Here is a 24136-nt window from a genome sequence, read left to right as displayed (position 1 = left end):
CTCACGGCAGGTCACTACCAGGTGAGTATTTAACTTGGCTGGTAATGGAGAATCGCCATAGAGGTCGGAGAAAGAAGGACTTCTCCTTCAGCGTGGCCGGGGTTGAGGTTACGTACATTGGTATCGCAAATGGTTACCCAGGTTTGTTTGCGATCATTAGGCAGTTTAAAGCGGGCAGGGGCGTTGGTTTGGTTGATCAAATACACCAGCTCCTCGCCTTGTTTGCCGAGCCCCAGATGCAGAGCGACTGAGCTGAGACGGTTCCAGTCGTCATGCTCCATCAGGGTGCCGTCAATCCGGCGCCAGAAAATGCGGTTATCGTTGCGATTCTCACCACTGAAGGCGCGAATAAACGGCACCATGTAGCGCTGGCGGTTGGCAATCATCTGTGCCAGCCAGACTTTAAAATGTTGTTTGCGCTCTGAGGTGCCCCAATCCAGCCAACTGGTCTCATTGTCCTGGCAGTAAGCGTTGTTATTGCCTTTTTGGGTGTGAGACAGCACATCGGCGGTCAAAATATGTGGAATGCCGAAGGCAAACAATAAGCTGGCCATCAGGTTGCGTTTCTGTTTTTCGCGCGTGGCGATGATCATTAAGTTATCGGTTTCGCCTTCGATGCCGTAGTTTTCCGAGCGGTTATCACCGTGTCCGTCCCGGTTCTGCTCTCCGTTTTCATCGTTGTGCTTATGTTTGTAGGAAACCAGATCCTGTAAGGTAAAGCCGTCGTGGTAGGTGATGTAGTTGACCGTCAGCTTATAAGGCCAGTTTGCCGCACTGTAGATATCACGCGAACCCATCAGGCGGGTGGCGAACTCTTTCAGGTAGCCTTGATCGCCGCGCCAGAAACTGCGCGAGATATCACGCAGTTTGTCATTGCATTCGTTCCAGCCAAACGGGAAATTACCCACCTGATAGCCATGCGGGCCGATGTCCCAGGGTTCGGCGATCAGTTTGGTTTCCTTGAGCAGCGGGTCCTGGGCAACGGCTTTAAAAAAGGCCGCATCAGGGTTGTAATGTTCGCCCTGGCGGCCCAGCGTGGCCGCCAGATCAAAACGAAAACCGTCTACTTTGAACTCACTGACCCAGTAGCGCAGTGTATCCATCACCAGGTTAAGTGCTGGTTGGTAGGTGAGGTCAACCGTGTTGCCACAACCGGCAAAGTTGGCGAAATGTTCACCGTGCTTAATGTAGAACTTTGAGTCCAGCGCTTTCAGGTTGAAGATGGTCGGCCCTTCGCCGCCTTCTGCGGTGTGGTTATACACCACATCGAGAATCACTTCGATGCCGTGCTTGTGCAGCTCGCGAATGGTGGTTTTCAGCTCGGTTACAGCATCATGCTCGGCGTAGCGAGGATCCGGTACCATAAACAGATAAGGGTTGTAGCCCCAGTAATTGACCTTATCCATCTTGAGCAGGTGTGGTTCGTGCATGCAGGCAGCAATTGGCATTAATTGCAGGGTATTGATGTTTTGTTCGCGATAAAAGCTGAGCATCTCAGGGCTTGCCAGCCCCTGGTAACGGCCTTTTGTATGTTGCTCCACTTGTGGGTGCAACTGGGTCAGGCCTTTGACGTGGGTTTCGAACAACACCATTTCGTCGCGGGGAATGCGCGGGTGATCGGTGTCTTGCCAGTCGAAGGCGTCTTCAATCACCACACATTTTGGCATATCAAAGCTTTTTTTCGCTGAGTAAGGGGGCTGGTAATGAAGGCTTTTATCGATGGACTTGGCGTAAGGGTCGGAAATTAACAGGGGTTCGTCAGCGTGTGTCACAACATAGCCATATTTTTGCCCTGCTTGCACTCCGGGCACAAACGTATGACGAATGCCGGCATACTCATTAGGTAGCTCGTGGAGAGTATAGCGGCCATCGTCAAAGAATAGCGCTAACTTTATGTCGTTACACTCCGGGGAGTGAATAGAGAAATTACAACCAGCGGATTGCAAGGTTGCACCAAGTGGATAAGGGCGAGAATGAAGTTGCGTCATGTCAGATACTTTTTTTAATACTTATTGCTACCGTTAGTGAACTATAAGTAAAAAACTTTGTCTTAATAAGGTCAACCACCTTATCCCGAAAAATATCAATGTAATTTAATTACTTTATACTACCCATTTAGTCCGGAAATATGAAATACATATCACTTTGTAGCGGCCTAAAACTGAATAAACTTACTAATTCCTCCCTATATTGGTGATCTGGCTCGAAAAAACACCGTTCGGTATATTTTCTCATCCCCTCTCATCCCCCCTAAATTTGTCAGGGGCGGAGGAAGTCATCCGTCTAAGCCTTCGTTATTGTTAAGCCTGCTGAAACAAACGGGGATTCGTTCCCATCTTACCTCTCTTTTCTTCTCGTGCATTTTACTGCCTATTGCACCAGAAGAGACGGGCAGGCAAGACAGAATTATAAATACCCTTAATGGAGTTAAGAATGAAAAAAGTAAGTGTAATTGCTGCTGCTGTTGCTGCATCTCTAGCTGCCGGCTCTGCTTTCGCAGTGGACTTCCACGGTTACATGCGTGCTGGCGTTGGTGTTAACGCTGACGGCGGTCAACAAGTAACTTTCGAGAAAAACAAAGTAGGTCGTCTGGGTAACGAAGGCGACGTATACGGTGAAGTTCAGCTGGGTAAAGAAGTTTACAACAACGACGGTAAAACGTTCTACGTAGACTCTATGATCGCAATGACTTCTAACGGTTCAAACGACTGGGAAAGTACAGCAACTAACTGTGGCCTGGACGGTGACAACCTAAAATGTACTGATGACGCACAGTTCGCGCTACGTCAGTTCAACGTTCAAGCGAAAGGTGTACTAAACTTCGCTCCTGAAGCAACGCTATGGGCCGGTAAGCGCTTCTACCAACGTCATGACATCCATATCTCTGACTTCTACTACTGGAACATCTCTGGTGCCGGTGCAGGTATCGAAAACATCGAAGCAGGCCCAGGTAAACTGTCTCTGGCATGGGTTCGTAACGACCGTGGTGACATCAAGGATCCACGCAATGACGGCGGCGCTGCAAACGTAAATACTCTTGACGCACGTTACGCTGGTATCCAAGTTTGGGATAACGCAAACCTAGAAGTTGGTTTGAACTACGCTCTAATCAACGAAAGTGAAGATGCGCCAAACTCTACTAAAGATGCGAAAAACGGCACAATGTTTACTGGTATCCTGACTCAAGGTCTGGAAACTGGTTTCAACAAAACTGTCTTCCAGTACGGTACTGAAGGCTACTCAAAAACTATGGCCTTCTACGGCGACGGTAACTGGTACGGTGCGGAAGCGCGTGATGGTGCATCAGGCTACCGCTTCATCAACTGGGGTGTGATCGGCCTGGGTGATAACGTAGAACTGGGTCACCAACTGGTTTACGGTGTTGGTGAAGATATGTGGGCTGCGGATCACAAGTGGGAAACTATGTCTGCTGTAGTTCGTCCAATGTACAAATGGGACGACAACCACAAAACTATCCTGGAAGCTGGTTACGCAATCGACGACAACGACGGTGCTGAGAACAAGTACGGCAAGCTAACAGTTGCTCAAGCTTGGACTGCAGGTTCTAGCTTCTGGGCTCGTCCTGAAATCCGCCTATACGCAACTTACCTGACTGCTGACAAAGACGACAACTCAAACGCATTTGACGGCGGTCGTTCAGACGATACATTCCAATTCGGTGTACAAGCTGAAGCTTGGTGGTAATCATCTGACTATTTAGTCCTAAATTGTCCTAGAATGATACAGCCAGAACTTCTCTGGCTGTATTTATTTCAGAAACAATAAAAGTCGAGGTAGACGGTAATGAAAAAATGGCTTGCTCCCGTACTGTTGGGAATGTTAGCAACCGGCTGCTCATCTGTAGAACATGTCGAGATGAGCCAGCAAGGGGCACAACAAGTGATCACTCAGTCGAGTGATATAAAGTGGCTGCCGATAGAAGTGCCATTGGTTACTGAGTTTGCTTTGACCGACGAAAGCCAAATGCTGTTAGATGGCAGCAGCGCCGGGGCTATTGCAGGTTTTGCTTTACCTGGTAACCGAGGCAGTCTGGACATCAAACTTGAGACGTTCGTCAATAACGACCTACAGTTTTACGCGCCTAACGTTGCAGTGATGAATTCTGTAGGCGAAGTAATTTACCAAGCTGATTTCTCGAAGTTCGAGTACGAACCAGCGAAACTGCTGGATAACGACAAGTTCGTACTGGATCTGAATGTCATTCCTGATATGACAGGTGATGACTTACACGTATTAATTTATACCACTTCCGAAGATCTGAAAGGAAGTACGTCAATTCTGCATCCGGCCAAGGCGTTCGCGATGGCACGCCATACTCAGCCGCCGGATATTGCTGACCCGCTTGCCAAACACAGTCCGCTTGGCCAGTTCCGTTTGACGGTGGAGTCGAACGATTTTGTCACTACCAAGATTGTGACGCAGAATGACAATATTCCACAAGGCACCGACCTGACCAGCTACTACCATAGTGCAATTGAAGCGGCTGTCGCAGCCGACGATATCCCGAAAGCGTTAACGCTGTTAGATGAAGCAAAAGAGCTGGGTATTGAAGGCGCGCAAGAGGTATTTGTTAAAGCGGTCAACAGAAAATAATTTATATAAAAAGACCGGTATTTTTTACTGGTCTTTTTTGAAATCTTTTAGCAAAAAATAACACCCCTACATTAAGTTAACTCATTCACAAAAATATTGATTTTCTTTGGCTATTAATATTGATTGGATCAATAATTGTCATTAAATGTTAATCTGATTAATATTAATTTTTGGTAATGATTAAACCTGTCCAAAATTAATGTCTTATTTGACCTGAGTAGAGTTTTTCTATTATGTCTGCTATCGAAAAGGCTTTAATTTAGTTTGGATTTAAAAAAGGAATTAACGTGAACATGAACCTGAAAAAAACATCGCTTGCAGCTGCTCTGCTCATTACAATGGTTGGCTGTCAATCAACAGCTGAAAACGCTCAGCCAACAGAAGACGTGATCACCAACCTGTCGCAGGAAGAGATTGTAGCCTTCATGTCTGCTTGTGATAACCCTGATAGTGCGGCGCAAGGCCCGATGAAAAAACCACTTTTCGTTGTTGGTACTTTCGCGGATTCTGAATGGAAACATGTACCTAAGCGTCAATACACCTATAAAGGTAATAACTTCTACCAAGTTGTTGTAGAAGAAAAAGCGGGTACCTTTAAAATGCAATATGCGACAGAGTTATGGTTCCCACAATTTACAGCAAAAGGTAATCGCATGAATGTTGGTGAAATAACGCCGCTAACATTTGGTGGTTACGGAACGGATACTGCAGTAAAAATCGAAGAAGATGGTAAATATGTCTGGAGCCTTCACTTTGACGGCAAAAAACCTCTTCACGTCATGGTAAACAAGTGCCAATAATATTCCATTAAGTTGTTTTAGAGCTTTTTTTAATTGTTAACCCCTGCATGGAATACATGTCGGGGTTTTTTTTGGTGAAGTGAAATGAATAATATTTTCTATAAGTCACTGCTGGCGTTGACTGTGGTTGGCGCGGTCTCAGGCTGTAATTCTTCGGATAGTAGTGCGAATAACAGCACTCCCTTACCAGATAGCGGTTATGCATGCCAGACTAACGTAATGGAACAAAGCAACCAGTTACGTATGTATCAAATTATGGTTGAGAGCTTTGTTGACGGGGATGCAAGTATTGGTCACGGTACCGGCTATGGCACCAGCCACCACAACGGTGACCTGCAGGGTGTCATTGACTCGCTGGATTATCTTCAAGATCTTGGCGTGAATGCGATTTGGCTGACACCGATTTTTGAGTCTCAAGCGCTGGACGGCCAGGATCACTGGGCGGATCGCCTCGATGCTACCGGTTATTTTGCCACCGACTATTTCAAAGTTGATCCGCGTTTTGGTGATCTGGAAACGGCAAGAACGTTAGTTGATGAGGCACATAAGCGTGGGCTGTATGTGTTCTTTGATGGTGTATTCGGCCATCATAAAGATGGCCTGGTCAAGCCGTCTCCGTCAGGTCTGCTGCCTTCCGGCGGTAGCAATCCGGTGGCTTACCCGGGCAGTCTTGACTTCTATAAGGAAGTGGCAGCTTACTGGATCAAGGAACTCAAGATCGATGGCTGGCGTGTGGATCAGGCCTACCAGGTCCCAACCGATGCCTGGACGCAACTTCGTAAAGTGGTAGACGAAACGTCACAAAGTGTGACATATACCAACAGCAAGGGCGAACAAGTTAATCCGCTGGGTTATATGGTGGCAGAGGTTTGGAAAGGCGAATCGGAGATTGCCGATCAGGCCTACGGCGAGGCTGACGATCCAGCCCTGTGCTCAGCGTTCGATTTTCCAATGCGTTACCGCATCGTTGAAACCCTGGCAGTTAACGAAAGTGGTATCGGCGGCAGAGGTGTTGACTGGCTGGATAACGGTTATTACACCCATCAGCAATACCCAAGCCATGCCCAGCCGAACCTGATGATCGGTAACCATGACTTGGTGCGCTTTGGTGATTTGCTGCAGCGTGGTGGCCTGGCGGACGTTAACGATGAGGAATATTGGCTACGTCATAAAGCGATGTTTGCTTTCTTGGCGGCGTACACCGGCCCGATCACCCTGTACTACGGTGATGAAATCGGTGATCAGGTGGATGATTTTGCTGCCAGAGAAGATAGCGCCACCTGTGCGGTGCGAGGCGTGTGTGATGATCACGTTGCTCGCAGCAGTGCCAAGATTGAAGGTGTGACAGAAACCTTAAATGCTAACCAGGCCGATCTGAAAAATTACGTGAAATCACTGATGGCGATGCGCGATGCGCACCCTGCACTGTATGAGGGTGAACGTATCAACCTGAGTGCCAGCAATGGCAGCTATGTTGATCTGAAACAGTCTGGTGATGATAAGGTACTGTTTGCGTTAAATACGTTGGAAAGTGCCAGAACCGTGACCATTGCTCAGGACAAACTGGGTAGTGATCAGTCACTGGTCGATTTGCTGACCAGCGAAACCATCACTCCGGTGAATGGCCAGTACCAAGTTCTGATGTCACCACTGCAAGGACGCTTCTTTGCCGTTAAACCAGGCGCTCAGTAATCCCTGATTAAAATGACAAGCCAAGTGCTGTCGCCTTTTCGTTAGGCCGGCACTTGGTTTTTTAATTTGTGCTGTTTCCATCCTACTTTCAAAAGTTATCTATTACACATCACCAGCACCGGTTTGGGTCGGAGCGTTCTGGCGTGCAGTAAAAGATGACCTCGCTGCTACCCTGCGACCTATTCCCTGTTTATATTCCTTGCTTAGCCACAGAGACTCCTGGTTGTTCTGCTAACGATGTTGCAAGAGTAACGAGCCTTTGGGGCCTTCTAGGGTCATTGAGTGTCGCTTGCCTGAACTGTTTTGAGCGCAAAGTGCATGATCTTAGTCATCCTAAGTTGCTAACCGAATGATCCGGAGGCAAGATTTTATAAGAGTTCAAAAAAAATCCCCGAACCGTTCGGTTCGGGGATTTGTGTACAAGAGACAGGCCGATGGCTTCCCTTGTTTGTTTAATTAATCCTGAAGTTAGTTTTTAGTCACTGTCAGGACAGGTGCCGCTTTGTCTGCTGCATTGAAGTCGAAGTGGTAGTTTCCGTCTTCAGCCAGAGTGATTTGCAGGTTGTCGTTCGAACCTTCTGCCATGGTGATTGGCTCACCCAGAGTCACACTGCCGGTACCACCGAAGTTGGTGCCGCCAGTCCAGTTGGCATCTGCCACTTTCATCTGGAAGCTGCCAGCTTTCAGATCAACATCCAGAGCGTAGACGTCGTTGGCAACGTAGCTGAACTTAGCTGTTTCCAGTGCGCCCCAGCTTGCATCAGTCACATCACCGCGCAGGTAAAGTGCCGTCTCACCAAAGGTTGCAGCGTCTGCTGACTTAGTTACTGAAACTACCGGTTTCTCTACACTGTCATCTTGAACGTACAGAGCGTTCAGTGTGAAGGTATATTTACCTGTTTCAGCGACTGTTAGCTTACAGTTGCCTTCTGCGCCCAGTGCCAGTGAGTCGTCTGCCTGTACTGCCCAGTCACAGCCAATGTTTGGATTTGACCAAGCTGCATCGGCAAATTTGAACTCATGATCACCCGCTTCCAGAACGCCTGTTACCGAGTAGATACCGTTGCCGATAAAGGTCATTGCCCAGTCAGCGTTGTCCGACCAACCGTTCATGCTGCCTTTCACGTATACCGCTGTTTCACCGTAAGGTGGAATGCTGGAAACATCTTTGTTGTCAGTATTCACCGGCAGACCTGCACCTTGCGCGCCTGCTTGTGGTTGAACAAATACCGCGGTAGTCAGCGCTGGTACAGTGAACGTTTCGCCAGAGAAGCTCGCTGTCTTCACGATGGTGTCAGCAGAAGCCTGCTGTACCGCGTGCAGTTCAAAGCCGGTTGCGCCTTTAACAGTGAAAGATTGCTCTTCCGCGCTGGCGTTGACGATCGCGACGATAGCATCATAGTTAGGGTCAAGGTCTTTACCTGCTGATGTACCATCATCGATAGACATCACGATCAGGCCTTCTTTCTGATCTGCACCTACGTTGCGGAAATCAACCCGGTTCATCACTTCCTCAGCGGTATCCAGGCGGAACAGTTCGCTTGAGCTACGGATTTTCAGTAGTTCCAGGAACTGCTGCTTGGTCAGTTCAATATCAGCCGCCGAAGGCATCGCTGAGCTGTCACCAATGATTTGCTTGATCAGATCCCAGTTTGCGCCGTCTTTATCTTCACGAGGAAGACCTACGTTCCAGTTGTTGTCCGAGCCGTCGAAGAAGACACGGTTGTACCAGTCACCTGAATCGTAAGAGTCACGCTGCATAGACTTCGAACGCAGTAGTTCAGAGCCCATGTGGATAAATGGAATACCCTGGCCGAGCATTACCGTTGAAAGCGAGACAGATTGCATACGAGCACGCTCAGCTGAGTCAGTGCCTGTCGCAATCTTGTACGCGTTGTTATCCCAAAGCGTTTGGTTATCGTGCTTAGACACGTACGAGATGTTTTCAGAAGGGAACTTAGTGTAGCCTGCCGGCGCACCGTTGTAGTCCACGTTCTTGCCAAGTTTGGTTTCGCCTTTGTAATCAAGCAGGATGTAGTCTGCCAGGTTACCTGCCATGCCCAGACGTACCAAATCCTGGTTGTGCAGACGGCCGTTCACTGAGTCCGCATCCGTCTTGGTTTCTTCGTTCGGGTACGCGGCGTTAGCAAAACCCTGGTTGAAACGCAGTGGGTGGTTACCTTCAGAGTCTGTACCGCCGTCAAACGGGCTACCGCCACGAACAGCGTCACGCAGACGGTCTGAGAACGTACCGATCTCTGTACCGGCCATGTTGATCTGGGTTGACTGGTCGAAGCGTGCGTTGTTTGATACTTCACCGAAGTCCCAACCTTCCCCGTAGAACAGGGTGTTCGGGTCAATCTTACGGATTTGCTCCAGTGCGTACACCATGACGTCTTTTGGCTGGTGACCCATCAGGTCGAAGCGGAAACCGTCGACTTTGTAGTCGTCAGCCCAAACTTTCAGTGAGTCAACCATCAGTTTACCCATCATCAAGTTTTCGGTTGCGGTGTTGTCACAACAGGTTGATCTTTCCACGCCACCGGTGTTGACGTTCAGACGGTGGTAGTACCCAGGGACGATCTTATCCAGTACCGACTTATCATTCACGCCCGATGCATTGGTGTGGTTGTACACCACATCCATGACCAGTTTCAGGTCCATTTTGTGTGTAGCCTGCACCATTTCACGGAATTCAAGGATACGTTTTGAACCGTTGGCATCGGTAGCGTAGCTGCCCTCTGGTACCGTGTAGTGGAATGGGTCGTAGCCCCAGTTGAAGCTGTCAAGCATACGCAGATCGTTCATCAGGGCTTGTGCAGCACCTGTGGATGGATCGTAGCTGTCTAATACGTCTTCGATTACTTTGCTGTCATCTTCCGTTTCACACACTGCTGCTTCAGGCTTAATGCCACACAGTTTGCCAACGGTGTCGTTGATGTTGACCTGGTTGTCGGCATTTTCATCCACGGTAGCGATATCAAATGCTGGCAGAACGTGTAACGTTGTCAGGCCGGCATCTTTCAGCGCTTGCAGGTGAGTAACCGATTCACGGTCTGCTTCGGTCAGTGCCAGGTATTTGCCGTTGTAGGCTGGGGTACCTTTGCTGTCGCTGAAGCTGAAGTCACGCAGGTGTGACTCGTACAGAACGTGATCTTCGTCTTTGGTCAGGGTTGGACGCTCGTATTCATTCCAGCCTTGTGGCATCAGGCTTGGATCATCTAGATCGACCACTTGTGAGTAGCGTGAGTTTTCAGACAAACTCAGTGAGTATGGGTCAGTTACCAAGCGGGTTTCAACCACACCGGTAATAGGGTGGTATACCTTCACCTGATAACGGTAGAATTTGTTGACCACGTCGCTCTGTGCTTCGGAAGCCCAGATACCGGTTACCGGATCTTCAGTCATTGCAACTGTTGCTTCTTCGTTCAGCTCGGCGTCGTAAATGATCAGATCAACGTCCTGGGCTGTTGGAGCCCATAGCTTGAAGGTTGCTGCGCCACCTTCAACCAGCGCGCCCAGCTCCTGGCCAATTGCGTTACCGGCATCGGCGTCAGCAAATACCGCATCCAGTACGCCGGCTTTCTGCACTTCAGTGGCTGAGGTTATGTCACCATTGGCGTTGTAGGCCACCATCACGATTTGTGACTTGAGGATGGTACGCAGTGTAGCGTCATCCACGTCAATGCCTGCCGCTTTCATATCTTTAAGGTGACGGAAGCGAGATTTCAGCTCTTCAGACAGATCGCCGGCTTTGGTTAGCTCAACAGCGGTACCGCCGGAAAGGTTCTTGTCCTCATCCATTTTGATGTCGTTGGTGAGGCTGTAGAACAGTTTCATAGAATCTGCGTTGGCGGCCGATTCCCATGCGATAGTGGTCGCATCCAGCCAGTGTGCTTTCTGGCCGTCGATTTCAACCGGGCGCTCGGCAATCGGCTCGTAGTACAGCTCACTGCTGCCATGGAAGCCAAACAGGCCTTTAGATTCACCGATCTTAGTCAGTTCAACTTTTGAGTTTGAGCTGCCGAAGGCTTTTTCATCGCCTTTGTGCAGGATGAAGTTCATACATTCGTGTGGATCAGAGGCATCTGGGTCCACTTTCAGTACATAATAAGCACCGTATGTGTCACTGATACCATCATAAGGGCGTGGTGAGTTCCAGTCTGTGCCGCCATCAGCGATACCCATCGCTTCCAGATCGGTACTGGTACAGCCTTCGCCGTTCCACAAGTGCAGGCCCCAGCCGTCGTAGTCACTCGCGGTGGATGCAGAGGCCACATCGCGTTTGTAGTAGATCACGACCTCGTTCTCTCCCGCCGGGTGGAGGCCGGAATTACCTGGGTTAGTGTTTTCTGGTGTACTGTCAGCGCCACAACCGCTGAGCACTGCCACTGAAATCAGCGGCAGTACGGTTTTGGCGATCGTCGATAATTTGAAAGTTTTATTGTCCACGTTTACAAATCCGTTGTTATTTAATTGATAAATCGATAGGGCAAATGCCTAAAGGAAATGTGCACATAGATGCTAATACATTGGTACCTCAGCAAAATGTGAGTGTTGACAGTTTAGTTATTTGCGCAAAGAAATTTACTGCATCAATTGATTTGGTTCACAAATTAACTGGTGAATGCTTGAGGGTGTGAGAGCTGCCGCACACAGTTTTAATGTTAAATTTTGTGGGATGAGAAGGGGGGATGATAAGGGAGGGGGATATCTCAGCCCCAAATCTGTGACTAAGTTCTATAAAAAAAATCGTGTTATTTTTGATTAAAAAATAACTTCGATCAATAAGAGTGAGAGTTAGGTCAAAATACGTTTTACTGGTTTAGATTTTGTTGTTCTGGCCGATACAGTAAACAGAAGAGACCGTATGACTTCAATGATGGGTACCAGTACAGATTAGATATGGAACCAGCCAGAACAAGAGAGACAATTGATGAGTAGCATGGGAATTGCCATTGGCGCCACCGGCCTTTCTCTCGTCCTGATTTTTATATGGATGATCAGTTTGTCGATGCGTAAGCAGCGACTTGAACAGGAAAGGAAAGAGCGCGCGGCCGCTTATCGCAAAGCGATGCAAAAAGCGCGCGAGCAGGAACAAAAAGATCGGGAGTTCAAAGCGGAAACGGGCCACATTCCGACCATTTTGTTTTTGGCTAAAGAAGCAGAACGCAACAACCTGAATAAAGCTCGGCTATGGTATGAAAAGGCGGCAAAGCTAGACAATATTACCGGCATGTATGGTGTGGTGCGGATCAGTGAACGCCTGCGCGATGATGTGATATTGCGTGAGCAAGCTAATTACTGGCGTACTGCAATTGCGGGTGCGGAGGGAGATACCGAAGCCAAATTTGCAACGGGGAAAGCCTTGGTTTTTGGCCGGGGCATTGAAAAAGACATTCCCAAAGGTACCCAGCTCATTGAGGAAGCGGCGACAGAGGGCTCGGTTGCTGCAATGCTCTACATGGGAGAGTGGCAGCGTTCTGCTGACAACCCGTCTGGCAATCATGCCGATGCCTTGTATTGGTTTATGAGAGCCGCAGAGAAAGAGAGTGCGGAAGGCAAAATCCAAGTAGGATTGTGCTACCTGAACGGAACCGGCACGGAAAAAGATTTAGCTAAAGGCCGTTACTGGCTGGAACTCGCGGCGGAAAGTGGCCATGCCGAAGCCATGTACCATGCCGGTAACGCCTGGCGTGACTATGGTAAAACCGGCAATGCAATTGCCTATGTGTGGTTGTTTTTGTCGGCAAACTTAGGTTATGAACCGGCCCGCAGCCTGCGAGATCAAGTTGCCACAAATATTGGGGTTGATGTTGTTGTCGGCTTGCAGGCTATCGCCAAACCAATGCAGCGTAAACTTGCCGCTGGCGGGGTGAAAAAACACGCCATCATCCGCGCGTTAAATAAAGTCTATAAACGCGAACCTTACTTTCCCGATGAGTCAAATCTCACCGAGGTGGAGGGTGACGATTTGCTCTTAAGCCAGGATGTGGCCATAAGCGATGAATCTGCCCGGAGTTCGCTATCTGAGTCCGCTGCTGAGCCTCAGTTATCAAAAGAGGCTCTCGACTTCACCCAGGAATTCCTGCAACCCCAAAATCTTACTAAGTCTTAATGTTTTGCTCACTCGCTGTGAATTTTTTCCGGTGAGTGAGCCATTTGGCATCTTCAACAGAATTTGGTACCAGTTTCTCGAAAGCCATCTTTATTTTCTGGTCAGAGGGAAAACCCTTATTGACAAAAATTGGCTAAATTCAGGAAAAACTTGTTTTTGAATGATAATTGCTCTAATGATCTTGAATTTGATTAGCCCGCACAAATATTAATTAGATTAACTAATGCCTGCCATTACTTTTTGTATACTGAAAGATAACTTTTAGTTTTTAGTATTAATTATTACGTATTGATTTATTTCCCTAATGAGCGCAGTATTACTACCGAAAAATAATAGCGTGTTCAATGCGTATATAATAAGACGGAAGTAACTTTTTTATTACATCTTTCAACAGGAACAGATAAGTGGTTTACCCACTTCTGTTTTCTTGCAATATGAGATTTGTGTATGTTGAGAATAGTTAGTGCAGATAAGTTTATCTCTTCAAGGTTTATACTAGAGTACAGTAAAGTAGAATTTGCCTCTTTACTGGGTGTGTCAGTTGCAAAAATAACCAATATAGAAAGTGGCAAATCTACCATCCCCCCGGTGTACGATTATGCGATTAACCATTTATTGAGTTCACACCCTTTTCGTGACAGTGCTATTGCAGCGCTTTGTTCACACGATACGTTGAATTTTGCCCGTCGCGTAGACGTTAACTCAAAAGTGAAGCGGTTATCGTGTAAGCGCTGTGACAGCAGGAAGTTACATGTGATGGCAGGTATGAGTGGTTTGTACTTTGTTGAATGTCTGGATTGCAAGCACACCATGTACTCTTCTGGTGTAGCAGTAAAGCGCTATCAGCAATGGGCAAATAACGGCGTCAGGCTGGATAGTTATCTATTTAGTTAGAGTTAAGGTTTATTTGTTTGAAAAGTAAAAAGCCATCAGCAGAAATGCTGGTGGCTTTTTGTTTTTTTTGTTCTTTAAATGTTAATTCTGAACTTTGCTTGTAATGGTAATAAATTAAATACAAATAATATAGAGTGATGAAAATCACAAAAAAATATTTTATAACTATTTGTTTTTTATTAATGGTTGTCTGGATCACATAATTATATTCATTTGTTTAAATGATATACGAACGTAATATCATTAGTTCCATAAAGTGAAAGTGATGAAGATCGCGAAATTTAATTTGGTTAAGATGTGACTTTTAAATATGAAAATGAAGTCACGAAATTTATCATTTCAATTCTAAATTCAAATTTAATTTGTAATATCTATTCCTGTCGCTTTGATAGAATAAATATGAGATATACAAAATGAAACGTTTAGTAATTGGTGTTAGTAATTACATGCCAGAAGATTTCAGCTTATTGTCTGAATCTTTGGATGAAACCTACAATAGAACTCTACAACCTTTAGAACATGTCGAGTTAACCGATGTTGGTGCAGCTATTATTACCTCTGAAGATATTAAAGCTGGCCTGCATAAAGAAATTTCAGAAACTGGCTATGGCATTCCTGTATTCCTAGTTATCGACGAGAACCCAGTTTCTGCAGAAGATTATGTATGGTTGACTGGTGTGATTGATCTTGAAAGACAATCTATCGAGTACTACTGCCGTCAAATCAACGAAGCGGTTGCCAAGTACGAGAGCCGTCTGCTTCCTCCTTTCTTCAAACAGTTGACTAACTACGTTGAAATGGGTAACTCGGCGTTTGACTGTCCTGGACACCAAGGTGGTCAGTTCTTCAAGAAACACCCTGCCGGTAAACAGTTCTACGATTTCTTCGGTGAAAACCTGTTCCGTAGTGACTTATGTAACGCTGACGTAGACTTAGGTGACCTGCTGATCCACGAAGGTTCTGCGCATCAGGCTCAGACACACGCTGCAAAAGTTTTCAACGCAGACAAAACTTACTTCGTACTAAACGGTACTTCGGCTTCAAACAAAGTAGTTTGTAACGCGTTGGTAACGGAAGGTGACCTGGTTCTGTTTGACCGTAACAACCACAAATCGAACCACCAAGGTGCACTAATTCAAGCGGGCGGTACGCCAGTTTACCTGGAGACTGCACGTAACCCTTGGGGCTTTATCGGTGGTATGGACGAACACTGTTTCGATGAAGAGTACATCCGTGCTCAAATCGCTAAAGTAAATCCAGAGCGTGCTCGTGATGAGCGCCCATTCCGCCTGGCGATCATCCAGCTTGGTACTTACGACGGTACTATTTACAACGCTCGTTACGTAATGGACAAGATTGGCCACCTATGTGACTACATCCTGTTCGACTCTGCGTGGGTAGGTTACGAGCAGTTCATCCCGATGATGAAAGACTGTTCACCGCTATTGCTGGACCTGAAACCAGAAGATGCGGGTGTGATCGTGACTCAGTCTGTACACAAACAGCAGGCTGGTTTCTCTCAAACATCGCAAATCCACAAGAAAGACGCGCACATCAAAGGTCAGGATCGCTACTGTAACCACAAACGCTTCAACAACGCGTTTATGATGCACGCATCAACGTCACCATTCTATGCGCTGTTCTCTGCGCTGGATGTGAACGCGAAGATCCACGACGGCGAAGCTGGTCTGCGTCTATGGCGTGATGCTGTCAAGACTGGTATCGAAGCGCGTAAAGAAATCCTTAAGAGCTGTGAGCTGATCCGTCCGTTCGTACCTGCTGAAATCAACGGCAAGCCATGGGGCAGCTACGACACTGACGAAATCGCGTCTAACAAAGAATTCTTCATGTTTGAGCCAAACGCAAACTGGCACAAATTTGAAGGTTACGGTGAAGGCCAGTACTTCGTTGACCCATGTAAATTACTGCTAACAACAGCAGGTATCGCGGAAGACGGCGGTTATGCAGACTTTGGTATCCCAGCTACCTTGTTGGCGAACTTCCTGCGTGAAAACGGCATCATTCCTGAGAAGTGTGACCTGAACTCTATCCTGTTCCTGCTAACACCAGCAGAAGACATGGGTAAAATCCGTCACCTGGTGGCACAGATCAACCGCTTCGAGAAATTCATCCGTGATGATGCGCCACTAAGTATCGTGCTACCACGCGTTTACGAAGCCAACATCGAGCGTTACCGCGGTTACACCATCCGTCAGCTATGTCAGGAAATGCATGACATGTACAAAGAGCTGAACGTGAAACAGCTACAAAAAGCGATGTTCCGCAGCGAGTACTTCCCACCAATGGTTCACAAACCAAATGTGGCAACCCGTAAATACTTCCGTGGTGAGTGTGACTACGTTTCACTTAAAGAAGCCAGCGGTCGCGTAGCCTCTGAAGGTGCACTACCTTACCCTCCAGGCATTCTGTGTGTGATCCCTGGTGAGGTTTGGACTCAACAGGTAGTGGATTACTTCCTGTCACTTGAAGAAGGTATCAACCGCTTCCCAGGCTTTGCCCCTGAAATTCAGGGTGTATACCTAGAAGATGTAAATGGTCGCACTACCGCGCACTGTTACGTTCTAAAAGATTAATCTACCCCGTTCGCACCGAGCCTCAGGGCTCTGGTGCGAACCGTTTATTCGTGGAGAATAATTTATGAGTACTGAAACTAAAAAGATGTCGGTGGTGCAGCTCACCATCCTAACATTCATCAACATGGCCGGTTCGGGCATCATCATGTTGCCAAGTAAACTGGCGCAAGTCGGCACGATTTCTGTGTTGTCCTGGCTGATCACGGCAGCGGGTTCGTTAGCACTGGCTTATGTATTTGCAAAATGTGGTCGCTTCAGTAAACGTGACGGCGGTATGAACGGTTATGCTTCTTACGCGTTTGGTAAATCGGGTGCGTTTATGGCTGGCTGGACTTACGGTCTGTCGCTGCTGATCGCTAACATCGCTATCGCTATCACTTGTGTGGGTTACGGCTCAGCGTTCTTTGAAGTAACCTTGTCTCCGGTTGAAACCTGTTTGTACACCATTGCCATCCTTTGGATTTGTACCTTTGCAAACTTTGGTGGTGCTAAAATCACAGGTCAGATCGGTACATTCACTGTATGGGGCGTTATCCTGCCGGTATGTTCACTAGGTATCGTTGGCTGGTTCTGGTTCAGCCCAACTATGTACATCGAAGCATGGAACCCGCACAGCCTGCCATTTGGTGAAGCAGTAAGTGCATCTATTGCAATGACTCTATGGGCGTTCCTTGGCCTTGAATCAGCGTGTGCTAACTCTGAAGCGGTTGAAAACCCAGAGAAGAACGTACCAATCGCAGTATTGGGTGGTACGCTAATCGCAGCTGTAGTTTACATCGTATCAACTAACATCTGTTCTGGTATTGTTGCAAACGCAGACCTAGCGGCTTCAACGGCACCATTCTCAACAGTATGGTCTGTAATGCTTGGCTCTGCAGCTGGTAAAGCGGTTGCTGGTATGGCTGTTCTGGCATGTGCTGGTTCTCTGCTGGGTTGGCAGTTCACTATTGCATCAGTATTTAAATCTTCTTCTGATGCGGGCTTCTTCCCTAAACTGTTCTCTGCTGTGGATAAACGCGGCACGCCAATTAAAGGCATGGTTGCGATTACTATCATCCAATCAGTACTGTCGCTAATGACTATTTCTCCAACACTGAACGAGCAGTTTGAAGCGTTGGTTAACCTGGCGGTAGTAACGAACGTTGTTCCTTACATTCTATGTATGGGTGCCATCTTCATTATGCAACAAGTGGCTAAGGTTCCTGAGCGTGAAATGAAGACAACCAATATGATCGCGTTAGTTGGCTCTGTTTACAGCTTCTACGCTCTGTACGGTTCGGGCTATGATGCAATGATGTGGGGCTCAATCGTAACCTTCCTTGGTTGGAGTGCATATGGTTTGATTGCGTCGAAACACGAACCTCTCACTAACTAATAAACTTATCTCCGCGAGCCTTCCCAAGTGTGGTGTGGAAGGCTCGTTTTTTTATTGGTACCAGCGTAAGACCATCACATGACATTCCTGTGTAACACATTTGGAGGCCGAAAGATGATTAGTCAATCTGTGAAAGTCGGTGACGATACGGTAGTCGTCATACCTAGCGTGATCCTCAACGAGCTTGGGATACGAGAGGGCGATACACTCGAAATTGCGCTCAATAAAGACAAAATGGAAATAAAAAAAATGGTATTAAAAAATAACCCACGTCAGGATCCTCAGGTGTGAGTTGCTATCGGCATGGCGATTGGTGTTGAGCAAAAGGTACAAACACATGCCGATCGCTATCGGTGACCATTTTTACATGACAAATAACAACAATAAGAGGTTAGGTACGATGCAAGGCATTCTTTCTATACAGTCACACGTCTCTTTTGGTCATGCGGGAAACAGCAGTGCGGTCTTCCCGATGCAACGCATGGGTTTTGAAGTATGGCCGATCCATACGGTTCAGTTCTCTAACCACACTCAATATCAACAAGGCTGGACTGGACGCGCGTTTACCGCCGGAGACATTACTGAACTGGTGCGTGGCCTGGATAATATTGGCGCATTGGAGCAATGTCAGGCGGTACTGACCGGTTACCAGGGTAGTGCCGAGCAGTGTCTGGCAGTGGCTGAGACCGTCAGCAAGGTAAAACAAGCCAATCCGGACGCGATCTATGTGTGTGACCCGGTGATGGGCGCGCCTGACAAAGGTTGTATCGTGGCTCCGGGTATTGCCGAGCACCTGCTAACCCGATTAATGCCAATGGCGGACGTGATCGTCCCGAATCAGTTTGAGCTGAGCCAGTTTGCCGAGATGGAGATCCGTACGCTGGATGAGGCCATCACCGCCTGTCAGCGCGCACTGGCAAAAGGGCCGAAAGTGGTGTTGGTTAAACACCTGTACTGTTTGTCTGACAGCAGTTTTAATATGTTACTGGCAACGCAAAGCGGCGTGTTCCTGGCTAAGCGTCCTCAGTTTGAGTTCGCCAAAGCACCGGTGGGCGTCGGAGATTTAATTTCGGCTGTTTTTACCGCAGGCTTACTTAAAGGCTGGAGCCCGCAACAAGCGTTTCAGCATTGCCATGATGCGTGCTACGGCGTATTACACGACACTTACCATGCGGGTGAGTGGGAGTTACAAACCATTGCAGCCCAGCAGGAGTTTGTTGAGCCAAGCCGCCATTTTCCACTGCAAGAGGTGGCACTGGCAGAAGCGTGTTAGTTCACCGAATGAATTCTTAAGAAGGGAGCGGCTGAGTCGCTCCCTTTTTTGCTTTTGACGCTCTGATTCTGCTTATGTTTACGCTTGGTCTTGGGGCTGGACTTAGACATAGACCTGGAATGCGGAACGATATGGTTGCCATTCACTCTGGTTTGCCCGGCCTTGCTCCCGATGCCAACTGGTTGGCGACATTTGGCCGATGCCAACGGAGCGGGCAGAGGGCGCTATTTACAACGCGGTAGCAGGATAATACAGCGGGTGTGGCTGGAGGGTTGCCTGCCACCCGCGCGAGAAAGTTCATCGCCGATTGGCGGAAGTAAAAAAGCCACCTTAATCAGAGGTGGCTTAGTAAGACTGGCATGCCGATGGCTATGGGGTTGGCATGGTGATCAGGTCGGGTGAAATCACCAGAGTCGCTTCGGTGGCGGCCTGAACCTCATCCACCGAGAACTCGGGTGCCAGCTCGGTCAACACCATGCCCTGCTCGCTGATTTCAAATACACCCATTTCGGTGACGATCAGGTCGACCTGACCGACTGCGGTTAAGGGTAAAGTGCAGTGCTTGAGCAGCTTGGCTTTACCTTTCACCGTGTGTTCCATGGCGACGATGACTTTTTTCGCCCCGACGACCAGATCCATCGCGCCGCCCATGCCCGGTACCATTTTGCCCGGAATGATCCAGTTAGCGAGGTTTCCGTGCTCATCCACCTGCAGCGCGCCGAGTACTGTCGAATCGACGTGCCCGCCACGAATGATGGCAAAAGAATCGGCGCTGCTGAAGTAACAGGCTCCGGCAATCGCGGTAATGTGTTGTCCGCCGGCGTTCACCAGATCCGCATCACTTTCAGCTTCTGACGCCAGCTTGTCGATACCCAGCAACCCGTTTTCGGCCTGCAGCAGCAGCTCGACATCCTTATCTACTTCATTGGCGACCAGGGTCGGCAGGCCAATGCCCAGATTGACGATATCACCATCTTTCATCTCTTGTGCCACACGCCAGGCGATACGGCGGCGGATGACCTCTTTTTCTAATTGAACAGCCATTAGTTGTCCTCCACTAAGATGTAATCGACGTACAGGCTTGGCGTATGTACCGCTTCAGGTTCGATCTCGCCCAGTTCAACAATTTGCTCGGGTTCAACCACCACGATCTCGGCGGCCGTTGCCATCAACGGGTTAAAATTCTGGGTGGTCTTGCTGTAGAAAACGTTGCCACGCCGGTCGACCTTTGAGCCGCGGACCAAGGCCAGATCGGCTTTCAGTGGCATCTCAAGCAGGTACTGTTTGCCATCGATGTCAATCACGCGCTTGTTCTCTGCCACAATGGTGCCAAGCCCGGTCGGGGTCAGCACCCCGCCTAAGCCGGCGCCGGCGCTGCGAATACGCTCGGCAAGGGTACCTTGGGGGACCAGTTCCACTTCAAGGCTGCCGTCGTTCATCTGTTTACCGGTTTCCGGGTTGGTGCCGATGTGAGAAGCGTAGAGCTTTTTGACCCGTTTTTCGGCGATCAAGCGGCTGGATCCTTTACCCGGTGAGCCGGTATCGGTGCTGATCAGGGTAATGTCTTTGATGTCTTTTTGGATCAATAGATCGATCAGTTTTTCCGGTGCGCCGGTTGCCATAAACCCGCCGATCATGATGGTCATGCCGTCATGAAGTAAGCTCTCAAGCTGTTGGGCGGTGGCCGCTTTTTTCATGGTGTTGGTTTTCATGGATTGTCCCCTATCAACAACGTTTCAGGATCAGCGCGGTACCCATACCACCACCAATGCAGAGCGAGGCCAGGCCGTAGTCACTGCGGGTACGGTGTAGCTGATGGACCAGGGTGGTGACGATGCGGTTACCGGAAGCACCAATCGGGTGGCCCAGGGCGATGGCCCCACCACATAAGTTACTGCGCTCAAGCAGCCAGGCTTCGTCGATGTTATGCTGCTCGCTCAGTGAGCGCGCAACCCCAAGTGCCTGGGCGGCGAACGCTTCGTTAAGCTCAAACAGGTCAATGTCGGTCAGCGCCATGTCTGCTTTGGCCAGGGTGTTGGCGATGGCAGAGACCGGTCCCAGTCCCATTACTTCCGGTGCAATAGCGCCTTGCCCGTACTCGATCAGCTCTGCAAGCGGGGTCAGATCGTGGCGCAGCAGTGCGCTTTCTGATGCAAGTAATATCGCCGAAGCGCCGTCGTTGATCCCGGACGCATTACCGGCTGTCACGCTGCCTTCTTTATCAAAGGCCGGACGCAGTTTCTGTAGCCCTTCAAAGCTGCAGTCTGATTTAGGAAATTCGTCGTGTCTGACTTCAAACTGGCGCTTACGTTCGACAATGGTGATAGGCGCTATTTCGTTGTCAAAGTGCCCGTTTTCGATGGCGTTGACCGCTTTGCGCTGACTTTGCAGAGCAAAGGCATCTTGCTCCTCACGGCTGATCTGGAACTGTTTGGCGATGTTTTCTGCCGTTACCCCCATGTGGTAGTTGTGGAAGGCATCGGTCAGGCCGTCTTTGATGATGCTGTCTTCGATGGTCTGGTGGCCCATGCGGTAGCCGCGGCGGATCTGGCCGGATGAAATGTAAGGGGCGTTGGACATGCTCTCCATGCCGCACGCCAGCACCAGTTCAGCATCCCCGGCGCGGATATGGCTCGCGCCATCCATGATGGCTTTCATGCCACTGCCGCAAATCATGTTGAGGGTGTAAGCCGGTACGGACTCAGGAATGCCGGCTTTGATCGCCGCCTGGCGCCCCGGGCCCATGCCAGTGCCGCCGGTGAGGACATTGCCGGCGATCACTTCGTCGATTTGCTCTGGGGCGATGTCTACCTGTTCGAGTGCGGCTTTGATTGCGTGCACGCCGAGTTCGACCCCGGATAATGAGGCCAGTGAGCCGTTGAAGCTGCCAATCGGGGTGCGTTTGGCAGCTACGATGAAGATTCGTTCCATAACGTTTACTCCGTAATCTGTCTTTCCTTTCCAGTCTACGGCGGGCAGAAGTGGTTGTGATATAGCCAGGAATTCAAAGCCGCTTTGCGAAAATGCAAAATACAAACGAGGGACACATCACGCACTTTTGCTGCATGGAATCTTAAGGTTGAGGGGGATTAATTCAGGAGAATCAGACATGCTTGATCGAATTGCTTGTGCCCCTTGCTGCTGGGGAATTGAAGAGGCCTCTGATGCGGCCAACCCAAGTTGGGGAAAGGTGTTGATGGATGCCAGTGAAAGTGGTTTTCGTGGTATCGAACTGGGGCCGGATGGCTTTTTCCCGCCCGATGCGGATCTGCTGAAGAGCGCTTTTCGTGTGCGCGGTTTACAGATGTGCGCCGGTAAAATTCAGCAGCCGTTTTGCGATGGTGCCAAGATGCCGGCCATTTTAGAACAGACCGAGAACGTGTGTCAGCGTTTAGCAGCGCTGGGCGTGACAACCTTGCTGGTGATGGAGGGGATCCACCCCGAGCGCTACGGCTATATCGGCCAGAGTGTTACTGCGCCGCGCTTGAATGTAAATGCTAAACGCAATTTTATCGCCAATCTTGAGCGTATCATCCAAGTGGCCGGGAAGTATGGTTTGCGCTGTTTGTTGCATCCTGGAGTGGGCGGCTACATCAGTTATAAGGAAGAGATTGATTTTGTGATGAGCCAGATCCCGGCGTCCAGGCTTGGACTGTGTATCGATATCGGCCATGCCTTCCTCGATGGTATGGATCCGCTCGCGCTGATCCGCCAATACGGCGCACGAATTGAGCACGTCCATGTTAAGGATGTCTCCACAGAGAAACTCAGAATCGCGATCCGGGATAAACTGGAATGGGTGGAGGCTTACAGTAACGGCCTGATCACGCCGCTGGGGGACGGTGACATTAAGCTCCGTCAGGTGATGAATGCCCTGAAAGCTAATGACTACCAAGGCTGGATCGTGGTGGAACATGAGCACAGCACCAATGATATAACGCAAGTTTGCCGTGATCTGAAGCGCAGCCGCAATTATCTGGCGCAAATCGTGGCGTAAATCAGATATGGGAAGACGCTATGCTCAGTGAACCTTGGTTTTACTTCCTCGCCGTTCCTGCGGTATTGGTGTACGGCATCGGTAAAGGTGGGTTAGGCGGGGCGCTGGGTATTCTCGCGGTGCCGATGATGGCGCTGGTGGTACCGCCGACGCAAGCGGCAGCAATTTTGCTGCCGATCTTGCTGGTGATGGACGCCTTCGCTGTGCGCCATCATTACCGCAGTGCCGATTATCAGGTGCTCAAAGCCATGTTACCGGGCGCTATTTTAGGGGTGGTACTGGCCGGGCTGTTTTTACGCATCACGCCGGAAGCGGGACTGAAACTGACCGTTGGCGTGTTGTCATTGTTATTCTGTCTGCAGTATTGGTTACGTGGAACAAACCCGCCAGCCAAAACAGGCACATTTGGTGTCTGGTTGTGGAGCGCCCTGAGCGGTTTTTCCAGTACTGCCATTCATGCCGGGGGCGGTCCGGCGAGCATTTATCTGTTGCCGTTGCGCCTGCCGAAAGTGACTTTAATCGCCACCATGGCGGTCCTGTTTGCAATCATCAACGTGGTGAAACTGGTGCCTTATTTCTGGTTGGGGGAGTTCGATAGCACTAACCTGATGACGGCGTTGGTGTTGATCCCGCTGGCGCCGGTTGGGGTTAAGTTGGGTGTGGCATTGTTACACCGGGTCAGCCAGGAAAAAATCTACCAGCTTTGCTATCTGTTCCTGTTTCTCTCCGGTGCCAAGCTTACCTGGGATGGTGTCGTGGCGCTGCTTGTTTAAATCGGT

Annotated in this window: 17 protein-coding genes and 1 pseudogene; 12 read left to right on the top strand and 6 right to left on the bottom strand. The window is 49.1% G+C overall.

Annotated features, from left to right (window positions below; translation table 11 throughout):
• Positions 1-29: 29 nt before the first annotated feature.
• Positions 30-1988, bottom strand: coding sequence for a glycogen debranching protein GlgX (gene glgX, locus P2G85_RS04975; RefSeq protein ID WP_275863016.1), 1959 nt, complete (start codon positions 1986-1988; stop codon positions 30-32).
• Positions 1989-2433: 445 nt separating this feature from the next.
• Here glgX and P2G85_RS04970 point away from each other — a divergent pair, with 445 nt between their 5' ends.
• From P2G85_RS04970 to P2G85_RS04955, 4 genes are all read left to right on the top strand, one after another.
• Positions 2434-3705 carry a maltoporin gene (locus P2G85_RS04970; protein ID WP_275863015.1) on the top strand — a complete coding sequence of 424 codons (1272 nt, stop codon included), beginning with the start codon at positions 2434-2436 and terminating at the stop codon, positions 3703-3705.
• Positions 3706-3804: 99 nt separating this feature from the next.
• Positions 3805-4614, top strand: coding sequence for a MalM family protein (locus P2G85_RS04965; protein ID WP_275863014.1), 810 nt, complete (start codon positions 3805-3807; stop codon positions 4612-4614).
• 293 nt (positions 4615-4907) lie between these two features.
• A complete protein-coding gene (locus P2G85_RS04960; protein ID WP_275863013.1) occupies positions 4908-5414 on the top strand; it encodes a glycosidase in 507 nt (168 codons plus the stop codon).
• Between the two features lie 84 nt (positions 5415-5498).
• A complete protein-coding gene (locus P2G85_RS04955; protein WP_275863012.1) occupies positions 5499-7106 on the top strand; it encodes an alpha-amylase family glycosyl hydrolase in 1608 nt (535 codons plus the stop codon).
• Positions 7107-7308: 202 nt separating this feature from the next.
• On the opposite strand, the pseudogene P2G85_RS04950 reads toward P2G85_RS04955, so the two are convergent.
• A pseudogene (locus P2G85_RS04950) lies at positions 7309-7419 on the bottom strand (transposase DNA-binding-containing protein); the annotation flags it as partial.
• Between the two features lie 155 nt (positions 7420-7574).
• Positions 7575-11558, bottom strand: a complete 3984-nt coding sequence (pulA, locus tag P2G85_RS04945; RefSeq protein ID WP_275863011.1) for a pullulanase-type alpha-1,6-glucosidase — start codon at positions 11556-11558, stop codon at positions 7575-7577.
• 484 nt (positions 11559-12042) lie between these two features.
• On the opposite strand from pulA, the gene P2G85_RS04940 reads away from it, so the two are divergent.
• The 6 genes from P2G85_RS04940 to pdxY all read left to right on the top strand — a co-directional run bounded on the left by P2G85_RS04940 (position 12043) and on the right by pdxY (position 19360).
• Positions 12043-13224 (top strand): tetratricopeptide repeat protein, encoded by a 1182-nt coding sequence (locus P2G85_RS04940; RefSeq protein WP_275863010.1) that lies wholly within the window; start codon positions 12043-12045, stop codon positions 13222-13224.
• Between the two features lie 447 nt (positions 13225-13671).
• Positions 13672-14118, top strand: a complete 447-nt coding sequence (locus P2G85_RS04935) for an XRE family transcriptional regulator (protein WP_275863009.1) — start codon at positions 13672-13674, stop codon at positions 14116-14118.
• Between the two features lie 413 nt (positions 14119-14531).
• A complete protein-coding gene (gene speF / locus P2G85_RS04930; protein WP_275863008.1) occupies positions 14532-16712 on the top strand; it encodes an ornithine decarboxylase SpeF in 2181 nt (726 codons plus the stop codon).
• 64 nt (positions 16713-16776) lie between these two features.
• Positions 16777-18087: a putrescine-ornithine antiporter gene (gene potE, locus P2G85_RS04925; protein ID WP_275863007.1), complete on the top strand. Its 1311-nt coding sequence runs from the start codon at positions 16777-16779 to the stop codon at positions 18085-18087.
• A 114-nt stretch (positions 18088-18201) separates the two neighbouring features.
• Complete coding sequence (locus P2G85_RS04920; RefSeq protein WP_275863006.1) at positions 18202-18378, top strand: AbrB/MazE/SpoVT family DNA-binding domain-containing protein; 177 nt, start codon at positions 18202-18204, stop codon at positions 18376-18378.
• 109 nt (positions 18379-18487) lie between these two features.
• On the top strand, positions 18488-19360 hold the full coding sequence (gene pdxY / locus P2G85_RS04915; protein WP_275863073.1) for a pyridoxal kinase PdxY: 873 nt from the start codon (positions 18488-18490) through the stop codon (positions 19358-19360).
• Between the two features lie 369 nt (positions 19361-19729).
• On the opposite strand, the gene P2G85_RS04910 is transcribed toward pdxY, so the two are convergent.
• From P2G85_RS04910 to P2G85_RS04900, 3 genes are read right to left on the bottom strand one after another with little or no spacing between them, the layout of a single operon-like run.
• Positions 19730-20404: a 3-oxoacid CoA-transferase subunit B gene (locus P2G85_RS04910; protein ID WP_275863005.1), complete on the bottom strand. Its 675-nt coding sequence runs from the start codon at positions 20402-20404 to the stop codon at positions 19730-19732.
• Positions 20404-21057: a CoA transferase subunit A gene (locus P2G85_RS04905; RefSeq protein WP_275863072.1), complete on the bottom strand. Its 654-nt coding sequence runs from the start codon at positions 21055-21057 to the stop codon at positions 20404-20406. Before P2G85_RS04905 ends, P2G85_RS04910 begins: the two co-directional genes overlap by 1 nt.
• Before the next feature lie 28 nt (positions 21058-21085).
• Positions 21086-22291: an acetyl-CoA C-acetyltransferase gene (locus P2G85_RS04900; RefSeq protein WP_275863004.1), complete on the bottom strand. Its 1206-nt coding sequence runs from the start codon at positions 22289-22291 to the stop codon at positions 21086-21088.
• Positions 22292-22469: 178 nt separating this feature from the next.
• Between P2G85_RS04900 and P2G85_RS04895 the strand changes: the two genes are divergently transcribed.
• Positions 22470-23357 carry a TIM barrel protein gene (locus P2G85_RS04895; protein WP_275863003.1) on the top strand — a complete coding sequence of 296 codons (888 nt, stop codon included), beginning with the start codon at positions 22470-22472 and terminating at the stop codon, positions 23355-23357.
• Positions 23358-23377: 20 nt separating this feature from the next.
• Positions 23378-24130: a sulfite exporter TauE/SafE family protein gene (locus P2G85_RS04890; protein WP_275863002.1), complete on the top strand. Its 753-nt coding sequence runs from the start codon at positions 23378-23380 to the stop codon at positions 24128-24130.
• Positions 24131-24136: the final 6 nt, after the last annotated feature.

Source organism: Vibrio sp. CAU 1672, from assembly GCF_029223195.1.
In the GTDB taxonomy this organism is placed as follows: domain Bacteria; phylum Pseudomonadota; class Gammaproteobacteria; order Enterobacterales; family Vibrionaceae; genus Vibrio.
The sequence above is the reverse complement of the archived record's forward strand: the minus strand, read 5'-3'. Positions and strand labels throughout refer to the sequence as shown.